Here is a 26,826-nt window from a genome sequence, read left to right on the forward strand (position 1 = left end):
GTCCACACCAGCGCGTGGGTCCCGGACGGACCGGTTCTCATCGGTCGCGGAACCAGCCGCTGTTCGTGGCACGCCACACCATGTCCTCCCAGTACCCCCAGGTATGGGTCCCCACCGACGGGAAGTCCGTCGTGACCGGGATGCCCTGCAGCGCGGCGGCGACCTCGAACGACCGGGTCTGCGCCAGCGACACGACCTCCAGCGGGGTGCCCTTGACCGAGGCGACGGCGTCGGCGTTGTGCGGACCCCACGTCGCCGATCCCGAGCCGATGCGGATCTTCATCCCACGCATCCGGGGCAGTTGGACGAGGGCGTCGTTACGGGCCCACCGGTCACTCCACGGCGGCCCCCACATGGCGTCGGCGCTGAACGGGCCGACGCCCGCGCCGATCCCGGCGTCGATCAACGCGAGCCGCACGGCCTCCCGCATGGTGGGTGCGGACAGGTTCAGGTAACCGGACATCGAGAACACGTGCGATATGCGCTTGCGGTGATACGCCCCGTAGACCATCGCGGCGTTGCCGCCCATGGAGATACCCATCATCGCGTACTTGCCTGCCGCGCCGACGGCGAGACCGCGTGCGTCGAGTTCGCGCACGATCGTGTTCAGCCGGCACGTCCATCGGTACCGATAACCGATCTTGTTGGCCGGACTGGCCGCTTCCCAGTCGGTGTAGAAGCTCGCGAGCCCACCGACGGGCTGGACCACGTTGACGCCGGCGTCGGCGATGCGCTGGATACGGGTGTCTCGTCGCCACCCGCTGATGTCGCCGGTCGCGCGGAGGCCGTCGAGCGCGATCACGGTCTTGTAGTTGCCCCAGCGGGTCCAGGTGTCCACCGGGGTGGTCGGCATGCCGCAGCCGGTCACGTGGAACCTGCTGAACGTCGCGGAGGCGGATGCATTGCCCGATCCGAAGGTGATCACACCGACCACGGCAAGAAGCGTCAAGGAGAGAGCCAGGGCTCGTCGTCGACGGGCGAGACGGCGAGGCCGTAGTGAGAACTGCACTGACGAACAGTAATTCGACGGCGATTCGCGATGCCACAGCTGTGACCAGAGGGCATCGACATCGATACCGGGCGGTGACCACAGTGGCTATAGTGATCAAAGTTGCTGATGTGACAACCGGTTCACCACGCCGCAGAAGGTGTGCTGACCATCAGAGATCGTCGACGATGCGCTGTCGCGCCCGCGCGTACTCCTCCTCGGTGATCGTTCCGGCACGGCGCAGTTCGTCGAGCGAGGCAAGCCGCTCCGCCGGCGATCGACCGGCGTCGGCCACCCGGCCCGACCCGGCGCCGGGCTTGGCGAAGAACGGCGAGTCCGTCCGGGACGGCGTCGCCGAGTCCGTCCGGACGCCGGCCCAGCCGCGGACGACGTCCATGACCTCCGCGCGCGCCGCGGGATTCGAACGCAGATCGATGACGCCGCTCCCCGCCACTCCGTGTCGCCCGAGGATCTGCAGGATCTCGCTCAGCGGCTCCGCCTGACCGGTGAGATCGTAGGTACGACCGTCTTCTTCCGAGGTGAACCTGGCGGGCACCGTCCCGGCGAGCAAGGCCGTTGCCTGCCAATCGATCTCGAAGTCCTGGGTGTCGGGGTCGACCATCACCGCCAGCCGCCGGGCAGACAGCAACGGCTGCTGGTAGTACGGGACGACCTTCCGGGTCGACACCTCGAAGGGCACCAGCCCGTCTGCCCGGATCCGCAACCCCAGCTTCATCATCGGCTGGTCGTTGATCTCGACACCCGTCTGACCGATGGAGGTGATCTCGGCGATGCCGAATACCCCCGCGGCACGCAGCCGTTCGAGCTTGGCGCCGCCGCGGTAGTTGAACCACGCGATTCCCACGCCGAGAAGGACATCGAGAACGGTGACGCCGATCCCGGTCCACAGCATCCACTCGGTGTCGGGCGCATCGATCACGAAGTAGGCGACGAGGAAGATCGGCCCGACGATCCCGCACAGCATGACAAAGGCGAAAGTGCCCACGGCACTCCACACGTGGGCAGGAACACGAGGTCCGGTCCCCGACTCTCCGAACATGGTCATGCGCGAACTCTAATTCGCGGACCTCCTCCGGGGAAGCCTGAAGTCCATCGCGTCCCGCCATGGAACGACACGTTCACACATCATTCGGAATCCGCGCCGGAAACGCGTGTTTCGCGGCACTTCGCTCGAGCAGAACGTGCCTGATCTGCACGTTCTCGCCCAACCCGGGCGAGTCGGGTGGCACACTCTGCGCTCAGATGAGCACGCCGAGCTCACAATCGAGAGGTTCCCCATGCACGACACCCAAGAAACTCGGCAGCAACCTCGAAGTCGTCCAACCCGCGGCACAGGTACAACCGAATCCGAAGAAGCCGAAGTACTACGCGGTTCGCCACGGCGGCGACAGCAAAGGGGTCAACGACGACTTCCTGGTCGTGCCCACCAACCGCGTACGCGGCATCGAATGCCCCTACCTGTGGGACGGCTCGCAGTTGAATCTGTGGAGCGCCGCGTGGTGGCAGGGCGGCAAGCGCGTCGCCAAGGATCCGGCCAAACCCCTTGCCATCGGGGTGAACTCGGTCGAGAAGCGGGGCCAGGACCAACTCCATCTCCACATGGCCCAGGTGTACCCCGGCACACTGCGCGATCTAAGAGCCATCCCGCAGCCCGAGACGAACCTGTACGCATGGACGAAGACCGACGTCATCCTGAACGTCGATCCCGCGAAGACCCCTAATTCGAAGCGACACTTCCATGTCGTGAAGTACACCGGTGGACTCCCCGACCTGTTCAAGGTCCTGCACGGTCAGATGACGGCCTCGCAGGACATCGGAAAGTACTCGATCGCAGTCGTCGACGCCGGCCAGCCCAATACCTATTTCGTACTCGCCAGCACACCGACTCTCGGCGGAGGAACCGCCACAGGTACCGGGTCGATGGACGAGATCTACGCCTGGGTCCACAAGTAGGAGCCGACCCCGTCGGAATGGGCCGACGACAAAGGCGCCCGGCCACTGTCGTGACCGGGCGCCTCTGTCGACTCAGAGAGTCAGTGCGTCAGGACAAGATCACTTGGTGATCTTGGTGACTCGACCCGCACCGACGGTGCGGCCACCCTCGCGGATGGCGAAACGCAGGCCCTCGTCCATGGCGACCGGCTGGATGAGCTTGACGCTCATCTCGGTGTTGTCGCCCGGCATGACCATCTCGGTGCCCTCGGGGAGGGTCACGACGCCGGTCACGTCCGTGGTGCGGAAGTAGAACTGCGGACGGTAGTTGTTGAAGAACGGGGTGTGACGGCCGCCCTCGTCCTTGGACAGGATGTAGGCCTGGCCCTCGAACTCGGTGTGCGGGGTCGTGGTGCCCGGCTTCACGATGACCTGACCGCGCTCGACGTCCTCACGCTTGAGGCCGCGGAGCAGCAGACCGGCGTTGTCGCCTGCCTGTGCCGAATCGAGGAGCTTGTGGAACATCTCGATACCGGTGACGGTGGTCTTGGTGCTCTTCTCGCGGATGCCGACGATCTCGACTTCCTCGTTCACGTTGACCTCGCCGCGCTCCACACGACCGGTGACAACGGTGCCACGGCCGGTGATGGTGAAGACGTCCTCGACGGGCATGAGGAACGGCTTCTCGGTCTCGCGGACCGGGTCCGGGATCGACTCGTCGACGGCAGCCATGAGCTCTTCGACCGACTTGGTCCACTCGGGGTCACCCTCGAGGGCCTTGAGAGCCGAGACCTTGACGACCGGGGCTTCCTCGTCGAACTCCTGGGCGGCCAGCAGTTCGCGGACCTCCATCTCGACGAGCTCGATGATCTCCTCGTCGTCGACCATGTCGGCCTTGTTCAGGGCGACCAGGATGTAGGGCACACCGACCTGGCGGGCCAGCAGCACGTGCTCGCGGGTCTGCGGCATCGGGCCGTCGGTGGCGGCGACCACGAGGATCGCGCCGTCCATCTGGGCAGCACCGGTGATCATGTTCTTGATGTAGTCGGCGTGACCGGGGGCGTCGACGTGGGCGTAGTGACGCTTCTCGGTCTCGTACTCGACGTGCGAGATGTTGATCGTGATACCGCGAGCTTTTTCCTCGGGAGCCTTGTCGATCTGATCGAACGCGAAGCTCTTGTTGAGGTCCGGGTACTTGTCGTGCAGCACCTTGGTGATGGCCGCGGTCAGCGTGGTCTTGCCGTGGTCGACGTGACCGATGGTGCCGATGTTCACGTGCGGCTTGGTCCGCTCGAACTTCGCCTTCGCCACTTGATTGTCCTCCTGGACTGTTGTTGCTCTACTGGGCGGATCCCAGCAGGGGTTTTCTTCTTACGTTGGTGCGCAGAACGGGTCGGCGCATGTCGCTAGGACCGGATCTACTCGCCGGTGGCCTTCGCGATGATTTCCTTCGACACGTTCGCGGGAACCTCCGCGTACGAATCGAACACCATGGAGTAGTTTGCCCGGCCCTGGGTCTTCGACCGGAGGTCTCCGATGTAGCCGAACATCTCCGACAGCGGCACCTGTGCCTTGACGACACGCGCACCACTGCGCTCCTCCATGGCCTGGATCTGGCCACGGCGGGAGTTCAGGTCGCCGATCACGTCACCCATGTAGTCCTCGGGTGTCGTGACCTCGACGGCCATGATGGGCTCGAGGATGACCGGACTGGCCATCCGCGCAGCTTCCTTCAGGGCCTGCGAGCCGGCGATCTTGAACGCCATCTCCGAGGAGTCGACGTCGTGGTACTGACCGTCGAGCAGGGTGACCTTCAGGTTGACCAGCGGGTAACCGGCGAGGACACCGTACTGCATGGCGTCCTGGGCTCCGGCGTCCACCGACGGGATGTACTCGCGCGGGACGCGACCACCGGTGACGGCGTTGGCGAACTCGTAGGTCGCACCGTCCTCGGCGTCCACGAGGGGCTCGAGCTTGATGATGACCTTCGCGAACTGGCCCGACCCACCGGTCTGCTTCTTGTGGGTGAACTCGTGCTTCTCGACCGTCTTGCGGATGGTCTCGCGGTAGGCGACCTGCGGCTTGCCGACGTTGGCCTCGACCTTGAACTCGCGCTTCATGCGGTCGACCAGGATGTCGAGGTGGAGCTCGCCCATACCGCCGATGACGGTCTGGCCGGTCTCCTCGTCGAGCTTCACCGAGAAGGTGGGGTCCTCTTCGGCGAGCTTCTGGATCGCGGTGCCCAGCTTCTCCTGGTCGGACTTGGTCTTCGGCTCGATCGAGACGTTGATGACCGGGTCCGGGAAGCTCATCGACTCGAGCACGATCGGCGCGGCCGAATCGCACAGGGTGTCACCGGTGGTGGTGTCCTTGAGTCCGATCATCGCGTAGATGTGACCCGCGGTGGCGTCCTCGACCGGCATCTCCTTGTTGGCGTGCATCTGGAAGAGCTTGCCGATGCGCTCTTTCTTGCCCTTGGTCGCGTTGAGCACCTGGGTGCCCGCCGTGATGTGGCCCGAGTAGACACGCACGAAGGTGAGCTTGCCGAAGAACGGGTGAGCCGCGATCTTGAACGCGAGAGCCGAGAACGGCTCGTCCGCGGACGGCTTGCGCGAGAGGATCTCCTCCTCGTCGCCCACGGCGTGACCCTCGACCGACGGCACGTCCAGCGGGGACGGCAGGTAGTCGATGATCGCGTCGAGCATGGGCTGGACGCCCTTGTTCTTGAACGCCGAACCACAGATCACCGGGTAGTACTCGCGGGCGATCGTGAGCTTGCGGATCGCGGCCTTGATCTCCGCGACGGTCAGCTCTTCGCCGCCGAAGTACTTCTCGAGCAGCGCCTCGTCGGTCTCGGCGACCGTCTCGAGGAGCTTCTCGCGGTACTCCGCAGCCTGGTCGGCCAGGTCCGCGGGGATCTCCTCGATGGTCGGCTCGGCGCCGATCTCGACGGTTCCACGCCAGGTGATGGCCTTCTGCTCGATGAGGTCGACGACACCGTCGAAGTTGTCCTCGGCACCGATCGGCAGCTGGAGGACCAGCGGCTTGGCGCCGAGGCGCTCCTCGATGGTGCGCACGGTGAAGAAGAAGTCCGCACCGAGCTTGTCCATCTTGTTGACGAAGCAGATGCGCGGGACGTCGTACTTCTCCGCCTGACGCCAGACCTGCTCGGACTGCGGTTCGACGCCTTCCTTGCCGTCGAACACGGCGACCGCGCCGTCGAGCACGCGGAGGCTGCGCTCCACCTCGACGGTGAAGTCGACGTGGCCGGGGGTGTCGATGATGTTGATCTGGTTCTTGTTCCAGAAACACGTCACCGCCGCGGAGGTGATGGTGATCCCCCGCTCCTTCTCCTGCTCCATCCAGTCGGTGGTCGAGGCACCGTCGTGGGTTTCACCGATCTTGTAGTTCACACCGGTGTAGAAGAGGATTCGCTCGGTGGCGGTGGTCTTGCCGGCATCGATGTGGGCCATGATGCCGATGTTGCGCACCTTGTTCAGGTCGCTGAGCACTTCCTGTGCCACTTAATCGCCTCGCATTTTCGCTAGAGCTGTTGGGTCTGGGGTGGGACCGTCCGCGGCGTCGGTGTTCTCCGACGCCGCGGACGGCGGGTGTCACCAGCGGTAGTGCGCGAACGCCCGGTTGGCCTCGGCCATCTTGTGGGTGTCCTCGCGGCGCTTCACCGAAGCACCGAGACCGTTGGACGCGTCCAGCAGCTCGTTGGCGAGACGCTCGACCATGGTCTTCTCACGACGCTGACGGCTGAAGCTGACGAGCCAGCGGAGCGCGAGGGTGTTGGCACGGTTCGGCTTGACCTCGATCGGCACCTGGTAGGTGGCACCACCGACGCGGCGGCTCTTCACCTCGAGGGTGGGCTTCACGTTGTCGAGGGCGCGCTTGAGGGTGACGACCGGATCGGTGCCGGTCTTGTCGCGAGCCTGCTCGAGTGCGCCGTAGACGATGCGCTCGGCGGTCGACTTCTTGCCGTCCAGCAGGATCTTGTTGACCAGCTGGGTCACCAGCGGCGAACCGTAGACGGGGTCGTTGATGAGGGGGCGCTTCGGCGCGGGTCCTTTACGTGGCATGACTTATCAGTTCCCCTTCTTTGCGCCGTAGCGGCTGCGAGCCTGCTTGCGGTCCTTGACACCCTGGGTGTCGAGCGAGCCGCGGATGATCTTGTAGCGCACACCCGGGAGGTCCTTCACACGACCGCCGCGGACGAGCACCATCGAGTGCTCCTGCAGGTTGTGGCCTTCGCCGGGGATGTACGCGGTGACCTCGACCGAGCTGGTCAGGCGCACACGGGCGACCTTGCGCAGCGCCGAGTTCGGCTTCTTGGGGGTGGTGGTGTAGACGCGGGTGCACACGCCACGACGCTGCGGGCTTCCCTTGAGGGCCGCGGTCTTGGTCTTGGCGGCCTTGTCATGACGGCCCTTGCGGACCAGCTGATTGATGGTTGGCACTAGGTGTTCGTTCCTCTTTGTCATCGGTTGTGGTTGGTGCTCCGGGCAAGAACGAAAACCGGCTCGCAGCCCGTTTTCGTGGCTTCCACAACTCGCCCCACCAGCACGTATGTGCTGGTCAGTACATTTTCGCTACCCCGAGGTCGGGCGTGTCATACACTCGACAGCGGATTCGCCTGTCAGTCCCTCTGCCGGCCGTACCCCGAGAAACTCGGCGGCTCGAGAGCCGTTGGGCAGGCATGCGGACTGGCCCAGCATGGGCCGGGCACCGACGATCCACTCTACCGATCGGGTTTACACAGGTCAAAAAACGGATCCTGCGCGCAACCAGCAGGTGAACGGGTTGTGTGCGATCGGCTCCGGGTGACGCTCGTGCACGGCGCACCCCTCTCACTTCATACACCTCGAAACCGCAGGCGTCGAGGGCGGAGAACGGCCGGGCGGGTGGCACGGTCATCGGCGTCGGCGGGGACTCCTGAGCTGCTCGATCTCGTGCAGGTACGGGCTGTTCGGATCGCGCGGACGCCGCGTGGGAGAGGACTGGCCGGCGAACCACCGGTCGACGACGGTCGCATGCCGTTCCACGTCGCCCCGGCGCAGCGCGCGGTGGGTGGCGTCGGCGTCGTGCATGCCGTAGACGTCCTCGCCCAGTTCGTACCGGGCCTGGTCGGCCAGCGCGTCGGCGAGGAACTCCCCGGGCGAGGTCGCGGCCGTGATCTGCCAGGCGTGGACCAGCTCGTGGATCAGCAGCTGCGCCGGCGCCGGATATGCCCCGGTGCCGGTGCCCAGGGGCGCGTCGAACGCCGTTCCGAGGTTGCACAGGATGCGTCCGTCGACCGCGGGCAGGGTGAACGCGCGCCGACCGCGACCGGCCAGATCGGTGAGGACCACGTCGTCGAGCCAGCTCGCTGTCCCGAACACCTCCTCGGCGGTGCGGCGTTCGACCTCGGTCAGCCCGCGGTACCGCACGCGGCGTCGGACGACGGCCGCCGACACCAGGCCCGCGCCGAGCGCCGCGCCGATCCCGAGCGGGCCGAACCACATGGTCACCGCCAGCAGGTGAACCGAGACGAGGACACCGGCCGTGGCCGCCGGACCCCCGCCGAGTCGTCCGGCACCGCATCGTTTCGCGACGGACAGCACCGCGCCGAGCAATCGTCCGTAAGTCCTCGCGACCGCGACGACCGGACGACGGAGGCGAGGGTCGGCCGTCGAGCGGGTCACTCCGGCGTCTGCGGCAGTTTCACCTTCGCCGCACCGGGTTTCGCCGGGTTCGACGGCGGCGGGACCACCGGGCCGATGTCTCCGTCGGGGGCCTCGTCGAGGTCGACGATGACGGGCGCGTGGTCGCTGGGCTTGCTGCCCTTGCGCGCTTTCCGGTCGATCCAGGCGGCCGCCGCCCGATCGGCGGCCGATTCGCCGGCCAGGATCAGGTCGATGCGCATCCCGAGGTCCTTGTGGAACATCCCGGCGCGGTAATCCCAGTAGCTGAACACGCGGTCGTCGGGCCACCGGTCCCGGACCACGTCGCGCAGGCCCATCGATGCGAAGGTCGCCAGCGCGGCGCGTTCGGGCGGGGTCACATGGGTGTGTCCCACGTACGCGCCGGGATCGAACACGTCGGCGTCGGCGGGCGCGATGTTCATGTCGCCGCACAGGAGCGTCGTGGCAGGGTCGTCGACCGCGCGGGCCAGCGCCGCCAGCCATTCGAGTTTGTAGCCGTAGTGGTCCGAGTCCGGCGAGCGGCCGTTGGGCACGTACAGCGAGTGGATGCGCAGTCCCCCGCACACCGCCGACACCGCCCGCGCCTCGAGGGTCGACGGGTCGGGATATCCGGGCATGCCGTCGAACCCGATGCGGACGTCGTCGAGTCCGACCCGCGACAGCAGCGCCACCCCGTTCCACTGCCCCTGTCCGGCGTGCGCGATCTCGTATCCGCGTTCGGCGAGCTCGGTGCCCAGCGACTCGTGGAAGGCCGCGTCGGAGAGTTTGGTCTCCTGCAGGCACACCACGTCGGGTCGACGTTCGTCCAGCCACGGCAGCAGGCGCGGGATGCGCTGCTTCACCGAGTTCACATTCCAGGTCGCCACGCGCATGCGACCACGGTAGTACGCCCGGACCGGGCCCCCGAGACCGCGGAGCAGGGACCCGACCTTTCCTTCCACGGTGATGTATGTCACGTTGGTGGCATCGACACGCTGCACCGCACCTCCGATTCCGCGCCCCGACGAGCCGTCATCGAGCACTCGTGGCGCCGCTCGGCGCTGTCCGGGGTCCGACCCGGGGACCGGACCCCGACGCAGGTCCAGGACATCGCCGCCGCCGATCCGCTGCTCGACGCCGCCCGCCCGGTACTCGACGATGCCGCCGCCCGACTCGCCGGCACCGACGTCTCGCTGCTGCTCGTCGACCACGAGTGCCGGATGGTGACACGGGTGGCGTTCGGCACGACGGTGGAGCGCAGACTCGACGCGATCGGCGCGTCGCCGGGTGTGCCGTTCGGCGAGGACGTCGTCGGGACCACGGCCCTCGGTACCCCGGCGGAGACCCGGGGCGGGATCGTCGTCAACGGAGCCGAGCACTACCTCGAGCAGTTCAAGTCGATCAGTTGTTTCGGGCAGCCGATCATCCATCCGGCCACCCGCAGGCTCGCCGGGATCATCTGCATGTCCGAGATCGCCGACCGCATCAACCCGCTGGCGATCCCTGTGGTGAACGGGATCGTCGCCGACATCGCCGACCGTCTGCTCGACCGCTCGCGCGCCCATCAACGGTGCGTCCTCGACGCGTTCCAGCGTGCCGCGCCACGGCGCGACCTGGTCGTCGCCGCCATCGGCGACGACCTCCAGCTCACGAATGCCCTTGCCGCCGAACTGCTCTCCCCCACCGACATCGGCGCCCTGCGGATCGTCGCGACCGATCCCGCTCTGCGGGCAACGGTGCTACCGCTGACGCTCGTGTCCGGCGCCGAGGTGGAGATCGCGGTCGAACCCGTGCCGGGCGCCTGCGGCGCAGCGTTGTTCCGGTTCCGGCCGGTCAGCGAGCCGCCCACGACGCGGTCCGCACCGCCGACCGCCCCGTCCCGCACGAGCGTCGCGATCACCGGTGAACCGGGCACCGGACGCAGCACCCACGCGGCCACGCTCGCCGCGGAGGCCGATCGGTCGGCGGTGATCGTCGATGTGGCCGACGAACTCATCAGCGGACGGCGCCCCGACATCCCCGCGTATGTCGGACGTGCCCGATCGATGAACACTCCGCTGGTCATCGACGGCGTCGACCTGCTCGACGCACAGTCGGTCGCGCTGCTCGGCCGCGTGGCGGTGTCGAGTTCGCGGGAGTCGCCGCTGATCGTCGTCGGCGGGCCTCGAGACCAGGCGAGCCCGGGTGTGGCCGCCCTGCTGGCGCGGTGCGCGACGCGGGTCGACCTCGCGCCGCTGCGTCATCGGACCTCGGAGCTGGCGGCGATCGCGAGCAGCGCGCTGACCGGCATCGACCCGGAGCTCTCGCTGTCCGGATCGGCGACGGATGCGCTGCTGTGCGACGACTGGCCCGGCAACCTCACCGAGCTCAACTCCGTACTCCGACAGGCCGCGGCGGCCTGCCGAGCCCGCGCGGCGCGTGTCGTCGAGTCGAACGACCTGCCACCCGCGTATCGGACGACCAGCCGGGCCGCACACCTGTCCGGCCGGGAGCAGGCCGAGCGCACGGCCATCGTCGAGGCACTCGACCGGGCCCGCGGCAACAAGGTGCACGCCGCGAAGGATCTCGGCATCAGCCGCACGACGCTGTACTCGCGGATGCGCGCGCTGGACATCTGAACCGGCCGGCTACTCCGGCACCGAGCTGGGCGGCAGCGGGTCCCGCAGCGTCCGCCGAGCGAGCGCCGCGATGAGGTCGGTCCTGGTGACGATGCCGACCAGGGTCCGGCCCCGCAGCACCGGAACCGCGTCGCATCCGCTCTCGGCGAGCAGCGGCAGCAGGGCGCCGACCGGCGTGCCCGGGGTCGCGACGGCCGGTTCCGGCGACATCACGTCCGCAGCGCGCAACTCGACCTCGTCGGGACGCATCAACCGGCGCACGAGATGGATCTGGAAGACGACCCCGGCGAACGTGCCCTCGCTCGAGATCACCGGAAGCGAGGTGAAGCCGTACTCGTCGAAGAGGGTCGCGACGTCCCGCAGCGGCGTCTCGGAGCCCACCGTCACCAGGTCGCGGGACATCACATCCGAAGCGGCGAGCGGACCCGCGCGATGCCCGGCGGCCTGGAGCTCTGCTGCCCCGATCAGGCGGGCGAGATCGGCGACGCCGAGGTTGAGCGATTGCTCGTAGCGATCGAGGAGACCGGTCAGCTCGTCTTCGTCGAGACCGAGCCGCGCCGCCGGCGGAGACGCGTCGTCGAACCGGCGATACGGATAACGCCGCCCGGTCAGCCGTGCGTATCCGGCGGCGAGGACGACCAGGAGGAGTGTGCCCGCGAGGACCGGCGCGAGGACGAACCGGAATCCCAGCGAGTGGATCGTCTCCGGACTGAGCGCGGCCGTCATCGCCACCGCGCCGGCGGGCGGATGCACCGCGTGGCACCCGATCATCAGGCCCACGGACAGGCCCACCGCCAGCGCCACCCGGAGGGCCGGCAGCGGGATGGTGAGGGTCGTCGCCACTCCCACGACGGCCGACACCACGTTGCCGACGGTCGCGGGCCACGGTTGTGCCAGCGGACTGTTCGGCGCGGCGAAGACGAGCACGGCGGTCGCCCCGAACGGCGCTATCAGGAAGAGCCCGAGCCGCAGGTCGACCCCCGACGCCGCGAGCACCAGGCCGACGAGTCCGAGCGCGACTCCGGCACCCGTCCCGGCCCGGATCGCCTCACGGACCGAGAGACCCCCGGCCACCGGGCCGAGGCCGCGCAGGGCGGCGCCGGCCCTGCCCGCTGGGCGCACGTTCACTCTGCTCCTCCGGGGATCCCCAACTCTGAATCTGACTGACTCGTCGGCGTCTCACCGTAGCCATGCGGGCGCGCCCGGCCGCCGCGGCCCCTGTACAGCCCAGGTGTTCAGTTTCTGGACACGGCGGCGGCCCGGAACGGTGAGAGAAATGAGTCAGGTCGCATATGACCCAGATCACTCCAGGACACATCCCTGTCGACACCGTTCCGACCAGGAGGCCACATGACCGCCGTCGCACCCGACACCGCCCACCACACCGCCCTGCATCAGCGTGTCCGCGATTTCATCTCCGCCGACCGTCCCATGCTGATCGACGGCGAATGGGTGTGGTCGGCCTCGGGCCGCACCTTCGAGACCATCGACCCCGCCACCGCACGCCCGATCACCTCGGTCGCGCACGGCGACGCGGCCGACATCGACCTGGCGGTCCGCGCCGCACGCCGTGCTTTCGACGACGGCCCGTGGACCCGGATGAAGCCGAACGAGCGTGAACGCCTGCTCTGGCGGGTCGGCGACATCCTCACCGAACGCGCTGAGGAGTTCGGTCAACTCGAGGCGCTCGACAACGGCAAGGCGGCCACCATCGCCGCCGCGGTCGACACCAACTGGTCCGCCGACATCTTCCGCTACAACGCGGGGCTGGCCACCAAGATCACCGGGTCGACGGTCGACGTCTCGATGCCGTTCGTGCCCGGCGGCGAGTTCCACGCGTACACGCTGCGCGAACCGGTCGGGGTGTGCGGCCTGATCGTGCCGTGGAACTTCCCGCTGCTGATGGCCGCGTTCAAGCTGGCGCCCGCACTGGCGGCCGGCAACACCGTGATCCTCAAGCCTGCCGAGCAGACCCCGCTGACGGCCCTGCTCCTCGGCGAGGTGTTCACCGAGGCCGGCTTCCCGCCGGGTGTGGTCAACATCGTCACCGGGTACGGCGAGGCCGGAGCGGCGCTCGCCGCACACTCCGACGTCGACAAGATCGCGTTCACCGGTTCGACCGAGGTCGGCAAGAAGATCGTCGACGCCGCGAAGGGCAACCTCAAGAAGGTGTCGCTGGAGCTGGGTGGCAAGAGCCCCAACATCGTGTTCGCCGACGCGGACTTCGAGAAGGCGGTGGCCGGGTCGGTGGCGGCCTGGATGTTCAACCACGGCCAGTGCTGTGTCGCCGGGACAAGGCTTTTCGTCGAACGCCCCATCTTCGACGACTTCACCGCGGCTGTCGCGGAGGCCGCATCCCAGGCCAAGATCGGACCCGGCCTCGATCCGACGACCGAACTCGGACCGCTGGTCAGCCAGGAACAGTTCGATCGCGTCTCGGGGTATCTCGCGGCGGGCCTCGCCGACGGCGCACGGGCACTGACCGGTGGGAAACGTTGGGGCGATGAGGGTTTCTTCATCGAACCGACCGTGTTCGTCGACGTCGAGCCGAGCTTCTCGATCGTGCAGGAGGAGATCTTCGGTCCCGTCGTCGCCGCGATGCCCTTCGATGCCGACACCGGCGTCGCGGCCGCGGCCAACGATTCGATCTACGGACTCGCCGCGGGCATCTGGACCACCGACCTGTCCAAGGCGCACCGAACTGCCCGGCAGATCAAGGCCGGATCGGTGTGGGTGAACCAGTACAACGGTTTCGACACCGCGATGCCGTTCGGCGGCTACAAGCAGTCGGGCTGGGGACGCGAACTCGGATCGTCGGCCATCGAGCTCTACACCCAGACCAAGGCCGTCAACATCTCGCTGTGACCCACAGCGCATCTCCGCCCGGCCGCACGCCCCCTTCCCGTATACCCAAGGAGCACAACCTCATGTCTCTCACCACCAAGGCCGCCGTCCTCACCGCACCCGGAAAGCCCTTCGAGATCGTCGAACTCGACCTCGACGAGCCCCGCGAGGGCGAGGTGCTGATCAAGTACACCGCGGCCGGCCTCTGCCACTCCGACCTGCATCTCACCGACGGCGATCTCCCGCCCCGCTACCCCATCGTCGGCGGCCACGAGGGTTCGGGGATCATCGAAGCCGTGGGCCCCGGGGTCACCAAGGTGAAGCCCGGCGACCACGTGGTCTGCAGCTTCATCCCGAACTGCGGCACTTGCCGCTACTGCTCCACCGGTCGGCAGAACCTCTGCGACATGGGCGCCACCATCCTCGAGGGGTCGATGCCCGACGGCACGTTCCGGTTCCATTCCGGCAGCGATGATTTCGGCGCCATGTGCATGCTCGGCACCTTCGCCGAACGCGCGACGATCTCGCAGCATTCGGTGGTCAAGGTCGACGAGTGGCTGCCGCTCGACAAGGCGGTGCTCGTCGGCTGCGGCGTGCCCTCCGGCTGGGGTACGTCGGTGTATGCCGGCGGTGTCCGTGCCGGCGACACAGTGGTGATCTACGGCATCGGCGGCCTGGGCATCAACGCGGTACAGGGTGCGGTCTCGGCGGGAGCCAAGTACGTCGTGGTCGTCGACCCGGTCGCCCTCAAGCGGGACACGGCGCTGAAATTCGGTGCGACACATGCTTTCGCCGACGCTGCCGAGGCTGCGGAGAAGGTCAACGAGCTGACCTGGGGACAAGGCGCCGATCAGGCTCTGATCCTCGTCGGAACGGTCGACGCGGAGGTGGTGGCGAACGCGACCGCCGTGGTGGGCAAGGGCGGGACGGTCGTGATCACGGGTCTCGCCGATCCGACGAAGCTGACCGTGCAGGTCTCCGGAACCGACCTGACCCTGAACCAGAAGACGATCAAGGGCAGCCTGTTCGGGTCGGCGAACCCGCAGTACGACATCGTCAAACTACTGCGTCTCTACGACGCCGGGCAGCTCAAGCTCGACGAACTCATCACGCAGACCTACACCCTCGACCAGGTCAACGACGGGTACCAGGATCTGCGGGACGGCAAGAACATCCGCGGGGTCATCATCCACGCGGAGTGAGACCCGGTCGGTTCGCCCGAGGTGTCGTCTCCCTCGGGCGAACCGGCCACCCATGTCGGCGAGCGATTCACCCGGGTCAGACTGGGCGGAGGTGCTTGAATTGCTGACGTGACCGCAACCTGGTGGATACGTCTGCTTCGCATCGCCTTTGCCGCGCTCGGCATCAGCGCCCTCGTCTACCAGGCAGCGCTGCGCTACGGCGACGCCGGGTTCACCCTCGCCAACTTCTTCAGCTATTTCACGGTGCTGAGCAACATCTTCGCCGCGATCGTCCTGCTCGCCGGGGGCCTCCTCGCGCCCGGGACGCCGGTGTGGGAGTGGCTTCGCGGAGCGGCAACCACATGCATGGTCATCACCGGGATCGTCTACGCACTTCTGCTGCAGGGGATCGACGTCGACGTCACCTATGCCTGGGTGAACGACGTGCTGCACCGCGTCATCCCGCTGGTGATGCTCCTCGACTGGATCGTGGTGCGCACCCGCCGACTCCCCGAGCGCTCCTGGCTGACCTGGCTCGCGATTCCGTTCGTCTACGGCGTCTACACCCTGATCCGCGGGTCGATCGTGAACTGGTATCCCTACCCGTTCATCGATCCGCGCGAACAGGGCTATCTGTCGATGACGATCTCACTCGTCGTCGTGTTCGTCGGTATGGCGTTCATGTCGTTCGGTGTCTACTGGGCGGGCACCCGTGGCCGGCGACCCGGCCCGCCAGAGCCTGAACACCCGGACCCCGAACACCCCGCCTCCGAACGGGTCTAGCTGTACTGACCTGAGAGGTTGGGTACGCGGCTGGCTGGTGGTTGTCCTCCGAGTGCTGTGTGACCGCGGTGGTGATTGTAGTGGTGCAGCCAGATCGGGAACTGTGCGCAGCGTTCGGTGTCGCTGGTGTAGAGCCGGTCGTAGGCCCATTCGTCGGCCAGGGTGCGGTGAAACCGTTCGACCTTGCCGTTGGTTTGCGGCCGGTACGGCCGGGTTCGGCGGTGGATGATCGATGGCCCGAGCGCATCGGCGAATGCATGCGACTTGTAGCAGGAACCGTTGTCGGTCAATACTTTCCGAACCTCGATACCGCGCTCGGCAAACCACTGCTGGGCGCGCAGCCAGAACTCAGCGGCCGTCTCTTTGCGTTCATCAGCCAGAATCTCCGAGTACGCCAACCGTGAGTGGGCATCGATGGCGGTGTGCAGGAAGTGATAACCGCGCACGGGGTTGCGGTACTTGTTCTGCTTCCCGCTGCTCTTGTCGGCGCGACTGTTACGGCGGCCGGCGGTGCGGCCGAGTTTGCGCCAGCCACCGCCGGCAGGGATCTTGCCGAGTTTCTTGACATCAACATGCACCAGTTCACCTGGGGTTGCCGACTCCATCCGACGGATAACCCGCCCGGTGGGGCGATCCAGCCAGCGCAAACGAGCCAGGCCGTAGCGAGACAGCACTCGGTGCACAGTCGAGGGGTTCAGGCCGAGCAGGTAGGCGATGCGTGCGGGTCCCCAGCGGCGCATGACGCGGACTTTGATGATGCGTCGTTCGGTGCGGGTCGGTGTGCGATTGGGGTTGCGATGGGGGCGGCTGCTGCGATCGACCATCCCGGCCGGCCCGTGGCCGCGGTAGCGGCGGGCCCAGCGTTGGGCGGTCGTTGGGGCGACCTGAAAGCGTTCAGCGGCACGGCGGATCGACCAACCGTCCTCAACGATGCACTTGGCCAGACGCAGACGACCTGTTTCGGTCAGTGGGGCGTTACGGTGGGACACGAAGACCTCCGGTTGAGCGGGTGCGTTTCTTAGGCAGTTCGCACTCTCACTCGGAGGTCTTCGTCATGTCATCCCGCCACGCCGTACCTAACGTCCGTGGTTAGTACATCTAGCCCGGCCGGTCCGCGGACCCGGTCCCGAACGCGGCGACGAGCTGCGCCGACCATGTGTCGACGACCAGCGCGCGTCGAGCCGAATCGTCGGACAGCGTGTCCGCCAGACCCAGTCCGCGCGCCATGTCGAGTGTCGCCTGCACGAGCCGGTAACCGGTCTCGTCGTCCGGGGACACCCCCATCGCGGCCATGGTGCGTTGGTGAGCCGCCCGCGCGAACTTCGCCTCGAGCGGCAGGATGAGCCGCCTCAGTGCGGGATCGGACGCGGCGGCCGCCCACACCTGGAGTGCGGCCTTGAATTCGGTGCCGGTGTAGACGTCCACGGCCCTCCGCACGGCACGGATGATCCGGTCGGGGGTCACCTCGTCAGCCGGCTCCGACGATGCCCCGGGGTCCTGGCCGGCCGCACGCGTCATGTCCTCGAAGACCTGCTCGAGCGCCGCGGTGATGAGGGTCTCGCGCGTCGGGAAATGATGTTGCGCCGCGCCGCGGGACACGCCGGCGCGTTCGGCGACCGCGGCCACGGTCGCAGCGGCCCAGCCGTCCGCGGCCAGCGCGTCGATCGTCGACCGCAACAGGCGCTCGCGGGTCAGTCGCGAGCGTTCCTGTTGCGGTGAGCGGACATTCGCCGAGGATGCGGTCACCGCAGGCCTCAGTAGGACTTCGGCAGCCCGAGGCTGGTCTGCGCGACGAAGTTGAGGATCATCTCCCGGCTCACCGGTGCGATGCGGGCGATCCGGGCCAGACTCAGCATCGGCGCCAGTCCGTACTCGGTGGTCAGTCCGTTGCCGCCCAGGGAGTGCACGGCCTGGTCGACGACCTTCACGCAGGCCTCGGCGGCCGCGTACTTCGCCATGTTGGCCGGTTCGGCGGCGCCCCAGTCGTCGCCGGCGTCGTAGAGGGTCGCGGCCTTCTGCATCATCAGCTTGGCCATCTCGAGTTCCACCTTGCCCTGCGCGAGCGGATGCGCGATCGCCTGGTGCGCGCCGATCGGCGTCTTCCACACCGTGCGCTCCTTGACGTACGACACCGCCTTGTCGAGCGCGAAGCGGCCCATCCCGACGGCCGACGCCGCGGCCATGATCCGTTCCGGATTGAGTCCCGCGAACAGCTGACTGAGTGCGGCGTCCTCGGAGCCGACGAGCGCGTCGGCCGGCAGCCGCACGTCGTCGAGAAAGAGCTGGAACTGCTTCTCCGGGTTCTGCAGTTCCATGTCGATCATGGTGTACGAGAAATTCTCGGAGTCGGTGGGGACGATGAAGAGCGCGGGCTTGAGGTTGCCGGTCTTGGCGTCTTCGGTGCGTGCGACGATCAGCACCGCCTGAGCCTGGTCGACGCCGGAGATGTAGACCTTCTGGCCGGTGAGCAGCCAGTCCGAACCGTCCCGGCGGGCCGTGGTGGTGATCTGGTGGGAATTGGAGCCGGCATCGGGTTCGGTGATCCCGAACGCCATCGTGATCGACCCGTCGGCGAGACCCGGCAGCCAGCGTTGCTTCTGCTCGTCGGTGCCGAACCGCGCGATCACGTTGCCGCAGATGGCCGGTGAGACGACGAGCATGAGCAGTCCGGTACCCGACGCGGCGATCTCCTCCATCACGATCGCGAGCTCGTACATCCCGGCACCGCCCCCGCCGTACTCCTCGGGGAGATTGACCCCGATGAAGCCGAGCTTGCCCGCTTCGGCCCACAACTCGTCGGTCTTACGACCGGTTCGCGCGCACTCGCGGAAATACTCCTGTCCGTACTTCGCCGCCAGTCCGGCGACCGCGGCGCGCAGTTCGGCTCGTTCGGTGGTCTCCACGAACGGATTGGTGTCCACGGTCATCTCGATACTCCCTGTCAGTCGTCGATGTGGTTCGTCGGCGGAATGGCCCCGCGGGCGGGCGTTCCGGCGGGCCGGTCAGGCCTGGTAGCCGAGCCGCTTGGCGGCCAGTCCGTTGAGGATCTCGGTGGTGCCGCCACCGATTCCGATGATGCGCATGTCACGGTACTGCCGTTCGACCTCGGTGCCGGTCATGTAGCCGAGGCCGCCGTGCAGCTGAACGGCCTTGTTGGCCACCCACTCCCCCGCCTCGACCGCGGTGTTCTTCGCGAAACACACCTCGGCGATGAGGTCGTCGGTGGAGCTGACCTTGCGCTCCACGAGAGCGCGTGTGTAGGTCCGCGCGATGTCGATGCGCCGGGCCATCTCGATCAGCGTGTCCTGCACCGATTGCCGGGCGATGATCGGCTTGCCGAAGGTCTCCCGATCACGCGCCCACTGCAGGGTCAGGTCGAGACACCGTTGCGCGCTGGCATAGGCCTGGACCGCGAGGCCGGACCGTTCGGTGACGAAAGCCGTGGCGATCTGGGCGAATCCGGAGTTCTCGGGTCCGACGAGATTGCCGACCGGCACCCGGGCGTCGACGAAAGACAGTTCGGCGGTGTCGGAACTGCGCCAGCCCATCTTGTCCAGCTTGCGGGTGACGGAGAAGCCGGGTGTGCCCTTCTCGACGGCCAGCAGCGAGACACCGCCTGCCCCGGGACCTCCGGTGCGGACGGCGACGACGACGAAGTCGGCCCGGACCGCGGAGGTGATGTAGGTCTTCGAACCGTTGACGACGTACTCATCCCCGTCGCGCTCGGCCTTGGTCGTCAGATGACCGACGTCGCTGCCCCCGCCCGGTTCGGTGATCGCCAGGCTCCCGATCTTCTCGCCCGCCAGCGTCGGCCGCACCCAGCGGTCGATCTGGTCGGGGTCGCCGGCCGCGATCAGATGCGGCAGCGCGATGCCGTGGGTGAACAACGACGCGAAGACGCCGCCGGCCGCACCGGCGTAGTGCAGTTCCTCGCCGAGGATCGTGCTGTCGATCAGGTCGCCGCCGGAGCCGCCCACCTCCTCGGGAACCCCGAGCCCGAACAGGCCCAGTTTGGCTGCCTCGACGTGCAGTTCACGCGGGATCGCTCCGTCCCGCTCCCAGTCGTCCTGGTGCGGGAGGATGTGCTTGTCGACGAATCGCCGCACAGTGGAACGCAATTCGAGACGTTCCGGTGTCTCCCAGTTCGGGTTGGCGATGGGCATCGTGTTCTCCTGTCGGGACTGCGTGCGATCGGTGTTTCGACGGCGATCGGTCTCTGCCCGCCGGGCATCGGCGGGGTCGGAACGTCTCAGCGCCCGCGTGGTTCGCGACCCGGTCCGGGCGGCCCCGCGAAACACTGTGCGATGCCGGACCATTCGACCGCGTCGGAGCCGGTGAGTTCGAGGTGGAGGTCGGCGAGTGCGCGCCGCTGCGTCACCAGGAGGCAGAAGTCGAGCGCCGGTCCTCGCACGCTGTTCGACGCGTCCGCCGGCCCCCAGGTCCACAGTTCACCCGACGGCGCGGTGAGCGCGTAGTGGAAGGGCTCGGCGGGCGGGGTCCGGCCGTTGATCACGTACGCGAAGTCGCGGGTACGCACACCGATGTGCGCGACCCCGCGAATCCGGTCGGTGGGCGGCAGGGAAACACCGAGTGCATCGGCGACGTCGAGGCCGTGTGCCCAGGTCTCCATGAGTCGCGCGGTGGCCATCGACGCCGCGGACATCGGCGGGCCGAACCATGGGATCTTGACGCCGGCGGGAACCTCACGCAGGGCGTCGGCGAGACGCTCACGCGCGGCTCGCCACCCGGCGAGGATCTCCCCGACCGGTGCGGCCGCGCCGGCCTCGGCCGCGTCGTCGACGAAGGTCGCCGCGCTGTCCGCCGCCTCGCCGAGAAGTTCGTCGAAGCGATCGGGATCGGTGGCCGCGACAGCGGCGACCTCATCGGTCCACGCCAGATGCGCGATCTGGTGGGCGACGGTCCATCCCGGTGCGGGTGTCGGCGTGGCCCAGCCCGCGTCGTCGAGACCGGCGACCACCGCGTCCAGCTGCGCGGATTCGGCCTCGAGATCGGCGACGACGCCGATCACGGCAGTGCGTCCATCAGACATGCGATCACCCTCACACACGACCGCAGAAGAAATCAAGCGTGCTTGATTGTTTCTGTAGCCCACCGCCTGTAGAGCAGGCAGCCCCACCGCTCGTCGATCGACGCTCCCACCGCTGGTTGAGCCGGCGACCCACCGCCGGTAGAGCAGGCAGCCCCACCGCTCGTCGATCGACGCTCCCACCGCTGGTTGAGCCGGCACCGAGCGAAGCGAGGCGCCGAGTCGAAGCCACCTGGCGACCCGAGCACGAGAAAGTGACCTCGACGGACGCGGCGGCCTCGCTACGCTCGGTCGACGCTGCTCGGCCAGCAGGAGCACCACGCGGCCTCGCTACGCTCGGTCGACGCTGCTCGGCCAGCAGGAGCACCACGCGGCCTCGCTACGCTCGGTCGACGCTGCTCGGCCAGCCCGAGACCCAGCTGCGGTCAGCGGTAGTGGATGTCGACCGTGGCCCGGCTCAGCAGGACGTCGTCGTAGGAGTTCATCGTCGCCTCGAAGGACGAGATGCGCCTGCCGAGCTTGATCGGCGTCACCTCGACCACCACTTCACTGCCGTCGACAGCAGGTGAGCGGTAGAAGCCGATCGCCATGTCCCCGATCGAGTACTCCTGCCCGGCACCGGCATGAAGATGCCCGGCGAACGACGCGGCCTGACCGACGATCGTGGCGATGACACCGCCGTGCATGGTGCCGAACATGTTGCCCATCCAGGGTTCGGTGGCACTGCGGAAGCGGATACCGGACTCGCGGTCGGAGGTACCGTCGATGACCTCGACGCGGCCGTTGAGCATGTCGGTGAGCGGGCCGGGCTCCCGCATCTTCGACGCGATCTCATCGACCACTTCGCGCCCGGACAGCGTGGCCGGGATCGGTTCGGGCAGGACGGACTGGTCGGCGTCGGCGCACCGTGGTGTCGGAAGGCCCAGCTCGGCCGACGGCGTGGCACCGGTCGGCGCACGACCGACGCGGACGTTTCGCGCAGTCCCCACACAGCACAGATCCCCGGCTCCGGTGCGGATCTCGACCGACGTCGAGCCCCACGCGTCGTCGTGCATGACCACCTCGGCGCGCGCCGCGAGGAGGTCCCCGATCTCCGCGCGCCCATGGGTCGACATCGTCAGGCGCGCCTGCAGGGTCGCCGCGGCGGGGTCGTCGTGGACGCCATGGAACGGGATGCCGCCGCAGTGGTCGAACAGCACCGCGAGGGCCGGCAACTCGATCAGTCCGCGATGATCAACGAAACGCGTGCACAGCTGCTGCGAGGCCCGCACCCCCGACTTCGACACCGTGATGTCGCCGAGGTGGAATGCGGACAGTGGATCGTGCGGCTCGCTCATGAAATCCCTTGTATCAGCGAAGTGCAGCCGATCTCACGTTGGAGAGTCCAATCTCACTCCCGTACTCTGGGTTCGTACGTGTCCAAAGTGACGGGAGAGACAGATGCGACGCAAGACTGTGGCAACAATCGGGGCGATTGTGGCAGTGGGAGCGTTCGGAGCCGGAGCGGGCACCGCCGTCGCGGAACCCGTGGAGCGGCCGCTCAGCGTGGAGCAGATCCCCAATGCCGGCGTCACCGTCGGCTCCCAGGGCGTCACCGGCGGATTCGTGGCGAGCATTCTCGCCTCGGCCACCGAACCCGGGGTCACACGAATCTCACTCGACACCACTCCCACCGAGGCCTGCGCCACCAACCTCAAGGACGCACGAGTCGGGATCACTTGGAAGAACACGTCGTCCGGTACATCCGGGGACGAAGTCTTCGCGGCGTGCACGGACGGGCGTCCGTCGGACGGTGTAGCTGTCACCACCGGGACCGGGTCGGTCGAATTCACGACGACGATCCTCGGAAAGAGCGATCAGACCTTCACGGTCGTGCCGGGCAGCGGATCGTTCACGCGCTGATTCTTCAACGTTCTTCCCCGGGGCTGAGCGGGCTCTCCAGAACCGAGTAGACAATTCTGCAAATCTGTACACACGTGGGGTGAACACGTTCTAGATTTGCCGCATGGCCGAGACAGTCACCCAGCTCCTGCAGGCACGCGCCGACGACGACAACCTCGCGATCACCTTCGAGGGCCGGCAATGGACCTGGCGCGAGTACATACGCGATGCCGAGCGGGCGGCGTCGGCGATCCTCGGGGTCGCCGACCCGCAGCGCCCACTCCACGTGGGCGCACTGCTCGGGAACACCCCGGACATGCTGATCGCTCTGGCGGCCGGCGCACTCGGCGGATACGTGACGGCGGGTATCAATAACACCCGCCGCGGTGACGGCCTCGCCGCCGACATCCTGCGCGCCGACTGCCAGATCCTCCTCACCGACGCCGAACACCGACCACTCCTCGACGGCCTGGAGTTGCCCGGCATGACGGTACTGGACACCTCCACCGAGCAGTGGGCCGACATGATCTCCGGCGCAGGCGAACTGACGCCCCATTCGGTACCCGGGGCGATGGACACGTTCATGCTCATCTTCACCTCGGGCACCAGTGGCAATCCCAAGCCCGTCCAGTTCGCGCACATGATGATGCCGTTCGCCGGCCCGGTGCTCGCCGACAAGTACGACATCGGCCCCGGCGACGTGTGCTACCTCTCGATGCCCCTGTTCCACAGCGCCGCACTCATGGGTGGCTACTGCGTGGCGCTGTGCGGTGGTGCCGCGATCGCACCGGCCAAGTTCTCCGCCTCGACCTTCCTCGACGACATCCGCCGCTACAACGCGACATACATGAACTACGTCGGCAAGCCGCTCGCCTACATCCTGGCGACCGAGGAGAAGCCCGACGACGCCGACAACCCGCTTCGGGTGGCGTTCGGCAACGAGGCCACCGACCGCGACATCGACGACTTCTCCCGCCGTTTCGGTTGCACCGTGTGGGACGGATTCGGCTCGACAGAACTGGCGATCATCATCACCCGAGAGCCCGGCACCCCGCACGGTTCGATCGGCAAGGGCTTCCCGAATGTCGCCGTATACAACTCGTCGACGCTGACCGAGTGCCCGCGGGCCGAATTCGACTCCAATGGCGCACTTCTCAACGCCGACGACGCGATCGGCGAGCTGGTGAACATCGAGGGCGGCGGCATGTTCATGGGCTACTACAACGACGCCGACGCCACGAGCGAACGACTCCGCCACGGGATGTACTGGTCGGGCGACCTGGCCTACAAGGACTCCGACGACTGGATCTACCTGGCCGGCCGAACCGGCGACTGGATGCGCGTCGACGGCGAGAATCTCGCTGCCGGTCCGATCGAACGCGTGCTGCTGCGTGTTCCGGAGATCAATCGCGTTGCGGTCTACGCCGTTCCGGACGAACACGTCGGCGACGCGGTGATGGCCGCGGTGGTCCTGCAGGACGGCGTCGAACTCACACCGGAGTCCTTCGCCGAACAGCTTGCCGCGCAACCGGACCTGTCACCGAAGGCGTGGCCGACCTACGTCCGGATCGAGGACGACCTCCCGACGACCGCGACGAACAAGATCCTGAAACGGACCCTCAAGGCCGAGGGCGCCACGCCCGGATCGGGCCGGCTCTGGGTGCGCGAAGCCCGGACCCGCGTGTACCGGCAAGCGGTGGCCGCACAGGCATGACGTCGCCCGCGGCGGTGTCGTCTCCCGATTCGACCGCACACCAGACACTCCCGGAGATCGGTTACTACGCCCTGTCCCGGCATCCGGTCGATCCCGCCGAGCTCGCCGACGAGGCGCGGCTGGCCGACCACGAGGGCTTCGGCGCCGCCTTCGTCTCCGAGCGCTTCAACGTCAAGGATGCCGCCGTGCTCGCGGGAGGTCTGGCAGCGGCGACCCGCCGCATGGGCGTCGCCACGGCCGCGACCAACCACAACACCCGTCATCCCATCATCACCGCGTCCATGGGCGCCACGTTGTCGGCGATGACAGGTGGGCGGTTCGCACTCGGCCTCGGGCGCGGATTCGCCATGCAGTGGCAAGTTCTCGGCGTCCCCGATGTCACGAGCGCCCAACTCACCGACGCGGCGTCGGTGTTGCGCACCCTCTGGCGGGGCGAGATGGTCCTCGGGCACGACGGACCGCTCGGCACCTACGACTACCTCAACCTCGGAGTCGCCGTCCCACCGGTCCCCATCCTGCTGGTGACCATGTCGCCCAACACCTTGCGTCTCGCCGGACGAATCGCGGACGGGGTGGTCCTGCACACCTTCTTCTCCGACGCCGCGACGACCGCTGCGGTCGAGACGGTGCGAGCGGCGGCCGAGGAGGCCGGCCGGGACCCGGCTTCGGTGCGTATCTGGTCTGTGGTGGCGACCGTGCCCGATCAACTCGCCGAGGACGATCGGCTGCGTCGCCTGTACGGCCGGCTCGCGACCTATCTCCAGGGGTATCCGGATGTTCTCATGCGCGCCAATGGTTGGCACCGAGACGATCTCGACCGGATCAGGGAGAGTCCGGCTTTCGCCGGCGCACGCGGACCGATCGACGCCACCGCGACCGCTGACGAACTCGCACAGCTCGCCGAGGTCATCCCGGCGTCCTGGGTCGCCGACAGCGCGGTCGGGACCGCCGCGCGCTGTGCGGCCACCGTGGCTCGGCAGTTCGACCTCGGTGTCGACTCGGTCATCATGCACGGCGCCGCACCGTCGGAACTGTTGTCGGTACTGAGTGCGTATCGCTCGATCCGGCCCGCCAGGCGACAATTGCCCGTGAACCCGGGTTCTGTTGCGGGGTGACCTGATCGGCGCGCGCTCAGTCGGGCACGCCGGGCGGAACCGAGTTGAGCAACGCGCCCGCCTCCACCCGAAGCTGCTGCCCGGTCACATATCGCGCAGCATCGGACACCAGGTAGAGGACCGCCTCGGTGACGTCCTCGGGTGCGAGCAGATCCACCGGCATCGCGTGCAGCGAGGCGAAGACATCCTTGACGTCCGCGTAGTCCGGCTTCTCCAGGTCGGGACGGAACAACCGGTAGATCTCGTCGTGATGCACCATCGCGGTGTCGACGTTGCCGGGATGGATCGCGTTGACGCGGATGCCTCTCGGCGCCAGATGTCGTGCGAGGTCGTTGACGAGTCGCGCCACCGCCCGTTTCGAGTGGCCGTACCCGCCCGCACCCGGTCCGGCCTGCGCGGACTCGAACGACGGCATGAACGCGGCCATCGACCCGATGCAGACGATCGACGCACCGGCCTCGAGGTGAGGCAACGACAGCTCGAGGGTGTTGATCACGCCACCGAGGTTGACCGCCACGGTGTTCATCCATGTGACCGAGGGACTCTCGGGTCCGAGGGGGCTGATCCCGGCGTTGGCGACGACGATGTCGAGCCTGCCGAATTGCGCCACGGCATCGTCGATCGCGGCCTGCAGCGCATCGCGGCTGCGGACATCGGCGATCTTGGCGATCACCCTGCGGTCCGTGGCGTCGACCATCTCGGCGGTCTGCTGCAGGTCGTCCGGAGTGCTCATCGCGTAGTTGACCGTGGTGATCTGATCGCAGATGTCGATTGCGATGATGTCGGCGCCCTCTTCGGCCATCCGCACGGCGTGGCTGCGGCCCTGGCCGCGCGCCGCGCCCGTCACGAGGGCGACCTTTCCGTCGAGTCTGGTGTTCACTCGCCCTTCCCCTCTCCCGGCGACCGCGACTCGGGTCACCGCGTCTGCGCGCAGCCTAGTCGAGCACGATCCGTCCTGTGGCGGAATGGATTTGCTGCTCTCGGAGCCGCCGTGAGACAAGAACCCACCACACACCGAAACCGTCGTCCGCCTCCC

The 26,826-nt window shown here is 67.5% G+C and carries 24 protein-coding genes; 8 read left to right on the forward strand and 16 right to left on the reverse strand.

Going from position 1 to position 26,826, the window contains the following annotated elements:
• Window positions 1–37: 37 nt before the first annotated feature.
• Window positions 38–949, reverse strand: a complete 912-nt coding sequence (locus AC3B5T_RS01260) for an alpha/beta hydrolase (RefSeq protein WP_014927885.1) — start codon at window positions 947–949, stop codon at window positions 38–40.
• A 211-nt stretch (window positions 950–1,160) separates the two neighbouring features.
• Window positions 1,161–2,054 (reverse strand): SHOCT domain-containing protein, encoded by an 894-nt coding sequence (locus AC3B5T_RS01265; protein WP_488358122.1) that lies wholly within the window; start codon window positions 2,052–2,054, stop codon window positions 1,161–1,163.
• A gap of 197 nt (window positions 2,055–2,251) precedes the next feature.
• Here AC3B5T_RS01265 and AC3B5T_RS01270 point away from each other — a divergent pair, with 197 nt between their 5' ends.
• The gene (locus tag AC3B5T_RS01270; protein ID WP_488358123.1) at window positions 2,252–2,962 is read left to right on the forward strand and encodes a CDP-diacylglycerol diphosphatase; all 711 of its coding nucleotides are present in this window, start codon (window positions 2,252–2,254) and stop codon (window positions 2,960–2,962) included.
• Between the two features lie 99 nt (window positions 2,963–3,061).
• On the opposite strand, the gene tuf is transcribed toward AC3B5T_RS01270, so the two are convergent.
• From tuf to AC3B5T_RS01300, 6 genes are all read right to left on the reverse strand, one after another.
• Window positions 3,062–4,252 carry an elongation factor Tu gene (gene tuf / locus AC3B5T_RS01275; RefSeq protein ID WP_010840506.1) on the reverse strand — a complete coding sequence of 397 codons (1,191 nt, stop codon included), beginning with the start codon at window positions 4,250–4,252 and terminating at the stop codon, window positions 3,062–3,064.
• A gap of 107 nt (window positions 4,253–4,359) precedes the next feature.
• Window positions 4,360–6,465: an elongation factor G gene (gene fusA / locus AC3B5T_RS01280; protein WP_010840507.1), complete on the reverse strand. Its 2,106-nt coding sequence runs from the start codon at window positions 6,463–6,465 to the stop codon at window positions 4,360–4,362.
• Between the two features lie 90 nt (window positions 6,466–6,555).
• Window positions 6,556–7,026 carry a 30S ribosomal protein S7 gene (gene rpsG / locus AC3B5T_RS01285; RefSeq protein WP_004020595.1) on the reverse strand — a complete coding sequence of 157 codons (471 nt, stop codon included), beginning with the start codon at window positions 7,024–7,026 and terminating at the stop codon, window positions 6,556–6,558.
• A gap of 6 nt (window positions 7,027–7,032) precedes the next feature.
• Window positions 7,033–7,404, reverse strand: coding sequence for a 30S ribosomal protein S12 (rpsL, locus tag AC3B5T_RS01290; protein WP_004020596.1), 372 nt, complete (start codon window positions 7,402–7,404; stop codon window positions 7,033–7,035).
• A gap of 453 nt (window positions 7,405–7,857) precedes the next feature.
• Window positions 7,858–8,628, reverse strand: coding sequence for a hypothetical protein (locus AC3B5T_RS01295; protein ID WP_488358124.1), 771 nt, complete (start codon window positions 8,626–8,628; stop codon window positions 7,858–7,860).
• The gene (locus AC3B5T_RS01300) at window positions 8,625–9,500 is read right to left on the reverse strand and encodes an exodeoxyribonuclease III (RefSeq protein WP_488358125.1); all 876 of its coding nucleotides are present in this window, start codon (window positions 9,498–9,500) and stop codon (window positions 8,625–8,627) included. The genes AC3B5T_RS01295 and AC3B5T_RS01300 overlap by 4 nt, the downstream gene beginning before the upstream one ends.
• Before the next feature lie 93 nt (window positions 9,501–9,593).
• Between AC3B5T_RS01300 and AC3B5T_RS01305 the strand changes: the two genes are divergently transcribed.
• Window positions 9,594–11,225, forward strand: a complete 1,632-nt coding sequence (locus AC3B5T_RS01305) for a sigma-54-dependent Fis family transcriptional regulator (protein WP_488358738.1) — start codon at window positions 9,594–9,596, stop codon at window positions 11,223–11,225.
• A 9-nt stretch (window positions 11,226–11,234) separates the two neighbouring features.
• On the opposite strand, the gene AC3B5T_RS01310 is transcribed toward AC3B5T_RS01305, so the two are convergent.
• Entirely contained in the window at window positions 11,235–12,353 is a 1,119-nt protein-coding gene (locus AC3B5T_RS01310; protein ID WP_488358126.1) for an HPP family protein, read from the reverse strand.
• Window positions 12,354–12,575: 222 nt separating this feature from the next.
• Between AC3B5T_RS01310 and AC3B5T_RS01315 the strand changes: the two genes are divergently transcribed.
• From AC3B5T_RS01315 to AC3B5T_RS01325, 3 genes are all read left to right on the forward strand, one after another.
• Window positions 12,576–14,090, forward strand: a complete 1,515-nt coding sequence (locus AC3B5T_RS01315) for an aldehyde dehydrogenase family protein (RefSeq protein WP_488358127.1) — start codon at window positions 12,576–12,578, stop codon at window positions 14,088–14,090.
• A 62-nt stretch (window positions 14,091–14,152) separates the two neighbouring features.
• The gene (locus tag AC3B5T_RS01320; protein ID WP_488358128.1) at window positions 14,153–15,271 is read left to right on the forward strand and encodes an NDMA-dependent alcohol dehydrogenase; all 1,119 of its coding nucleotides are present in this window, start codon (window positions 14,153–14,155) and stop codon (window positions 15,269–15,271) included.
• 108 nt (window positions 15,272–15,379) lie between these two features.
• Window positions 15,380–16,033, forward strand: coding sequence for a Pr6Pr family membrane protein (locus tag AC3B5T_RS01325; protein WP_488358129.1), 654 nt, complete (start codon window positions 15,380–15,382; stop codon window positions 16,031–16,033).
• Here AC3B5T_RS01325 and AC3B5T_RS01330 read toward each other — a convergent pair.
• The 6 genes from AC3B5T_RS01330 to AC3B5T_RS01355 form a co-directional block, all read right to left on the reverse strand.
• Window positions 16,030–17,022 carry an IS481 family transposase gene (locus AC3B5T_RS01330; RefSeq protein WP_488358130.1) on the reverse strand — a complete coding sequence of 331 codons (993 nt, stop codon included), beginning with the start codon at window positions 17,020–17,022 and terminating at the stop codon, window positions 16,030–16,032. The genes AC3B5T_RS01325 and AC3B5T_RS01330 overlap by 4 nt on opposite strands.
• Window positions 17,023–17,131: 109 nt before the next feature.
• On the reverse strand, window positions 17,132–17,779 hold the full coding sequence (locus AC3B5T_RS01335) for a TetR family transcriptional regulator (RefSeq protein ID WP_488358131.1): 648 nt from the start codon (window positions 17,777–17,779) through the stop codon (window positions 17,132–17,134).
• 8 nt (window positions 17,780–17,787) lie between these two features.
• On the reverse strand, window positions 17,788–18,960 hold the full coding sequence (locus AC3B5T_RS01340; protein ID WP_010840516.1) for an acyl-CoA dehydrogenase family protein: 1,173 nt from the start codon (window positions 18,958–18,960) through the stop codon (window positions 17,788–17,790).
• A 75-nt stretch (window positions 18,961–19,035) separates the two neighbouring features.
• A complete protein-coding gene (locus tag AC3B5T_RS01345; RefSeq protein WP_488358132.1) occupies window positions 19,036–20,196 on the reverse strand; it encodes an acyl-CoA dehydrogenase family protein in 1,161 nt (386 codons plus the stop codon).
• 86 nt (window positions 20,197–20,282) lie between these two features.
• A complete protein-coding gene (locus AC3B5T_RS01350) occupies window positions 20,283–21,083 on the reverse strand; it encodes a TIGR03084 family metal-binding protein (RefSeq protein ID WP_035716869.1) in 801 nt (266 codons plus the stop codon).
• Between the two features lie 422 nt (window positions 21,084–21,505).
• Window positions 21,506–22,417, reverse strand: a complete 912-nt coding sequence (locus AC3B5T_RS01355) for a PaaI family thioesterase (protein ID WP_488358133.1) — start codon at window positions 22,415–22,417, stop codon at window positions 21,506–21,508.
• Window positions 22,418–22,520: 103 nt separating this feature from the next.
• Between AC3B5T_RS01355 and AC3B5T_RS01360 the strand changes: the two genes are divergently transcribed.
• The 3 genes from AC3B5T_RS01360 (at window position 22,521) to AC3B5T_RS01370 (ending at window position 25,790) form a co-directional block, all read left to right on the forward strand.
• Window positions 22,521–22,982 (forward strand): hypothetical protein, encoded by a 462-nt coding sequence (locus tag AC3B5T_RS01360; RefSeq protein ID WP_035716870.1) that lies wholly within the window; start codon window positions 22,521–22,523, stop codon window positions 22,980–22,982.
• Window positions 22,983–23,085: 103 nt separating this feature from the next.
• The gene (gene fadD1, locus AC3B5T_RS01365; RefSeq protein WP_010840521.1) at window positions 23,086–24,675 is read left to right on the forward strand and encodes a fatty-acid--CoA ligase FadD1; all 1,590 of its coding nucleotides are present in this window, start codon (window positions 23,086–23,088) and stop codon (window positions 24,673–24,675) included.
• Window positions 24,672–25,790, forward strand: coding sequence for a TIGR03857 family LLM class F420-dependent oxidoreductase (locus AC3B5T_RS01370; RefSeq protein WP_488358134.1), 1,119 nt, complete (start codon window positions 24,672–24,674; stop codon window positions 25,788–25,790). The genes fadD1 and AC3B5T_RS01370 overlap by 4 nt, the downstream gene beginning before the upstream one ends.
• A gap of 16 nt (window positions 25,791–25,806) precedes the next feature.
• Here AC3B5T_RS01370 and AC3B5T_RS01375 read toward each other — a convergent pair whose 3' ends face one another.
• Entirely contained in the window at window positions 25,807–26,670 is an 864-nt protein-coding gene (locus AC3B5T_RS01375) for a mycofactocin-coupled SDR family oxidoreductase (protein WP_010840523.1), read from the reverse strand.
• Window positions 26,671–26,826 lie beyond the last annotated feature (156 nt).

Source organism: Gordonia sp. G4 (assembly GCF_057770005.1).

What these genes read in the sequence shown, in the direction of transcription:
- AC3B5T_RS01315 (WP_488358127.1), top strand. Translation starts at nt 12,576, where the DNA reads ATGACCGCCGTCGCACCCGACACCGCCCACCACACCGCCCTGCATCAG.
- AC3B5T_RS01345 (WP_488358132.1), bottom strand. Translation starts at nt 20,196, where the DNA reads ATGCCCATCGCCAACCCGAACTGGGAGACACCGGAACGTCTCGAATTG.
- AC3B5T_RS01355 (WP_488358133.1), bottom strand. Translation starts at nt 22,417, where the DNA reads ATGAGCGAGCCGCACGATCCACTGTCCGCATTCCACCTCGGCGACATC.
- AC3B5T_RS01270 (WP_488358123.1), top strand. Translation starts at nt 2,252, where the DNA reads ATGAGCACGCCGAGCTCACAATCGAGAGGTTCCCCATGCACGACACCC.
- AC3B5T_RS01350 (WP_035716869.1), bottom strand. Translation starts at nt 21,083, where the DNA reads ATGTCTGATGGACGCACTGCCGTGATCGGCGTCGTCGCCGATCTCGAG.
- fadD1 (WP_010840521.1), top strand. Translation starts at nt 23,086, where the DNA reads ATGGCCGAGACAGTCACCCAGCTCCTGCAGGCACGCGCCGACGACGAC.
- AC3B5T_RS01300 (WP_488358125.1), bottom strand. Translation starts at nt 9,500, where the DNA reads ATGCGCGTGGCGACCTGGAATGTGAACTCGGTGAAGCAGCGCATCCCG.
- AC3B5T_RS01320 (WP_488358128.1), top strand. Translation starts at nt 14,153, where the DNA reads ATGTCTCTCACCACCAAGGCCGCCGTCCTCACCGCACCCGGAAAGCCC.
- AC3B5T_RS01265 (WP_488358122.1), bottom strand. Translation starts at nt 2,054, where the DNA reads ATGACCATGTTCGGAGAGTCGGGGACCGGACCTCGTGTTCCTGCCCAC.
- AC3B5T_RS01340 (WP_010840516.1), bottom strand. Translation starts at nt 18,960, where the DNA reads ATGACCGTGGACACCAATCCGTTCGTGGAGACCACCGAACGAGCCGAA.
- AC3B5T_RS01360 (WP_035716870.1), top strand. Translation starts at nt 22,521, where the DNA reads ATGCGACGCAAGACTGTGGCAACAATCGGGGCGATTGTGGCAGTGGGA.
- AC3B5T_RS01370 (WP_488358134.1), top strand. Translation starts at nt 24,672, where the DNA reads ATGACGTCGCCCGCGGCGGTGTCGTCTCCCGATTCGACCGCACACCAG.
- rpsG (WP_004020595.1), bottom strand. Translation starts at nt 7,026, where the DNA reads ATGCCACGTAAAGGACCCGCGCCGAAGCGCCCCCTCATCAACGACCCC.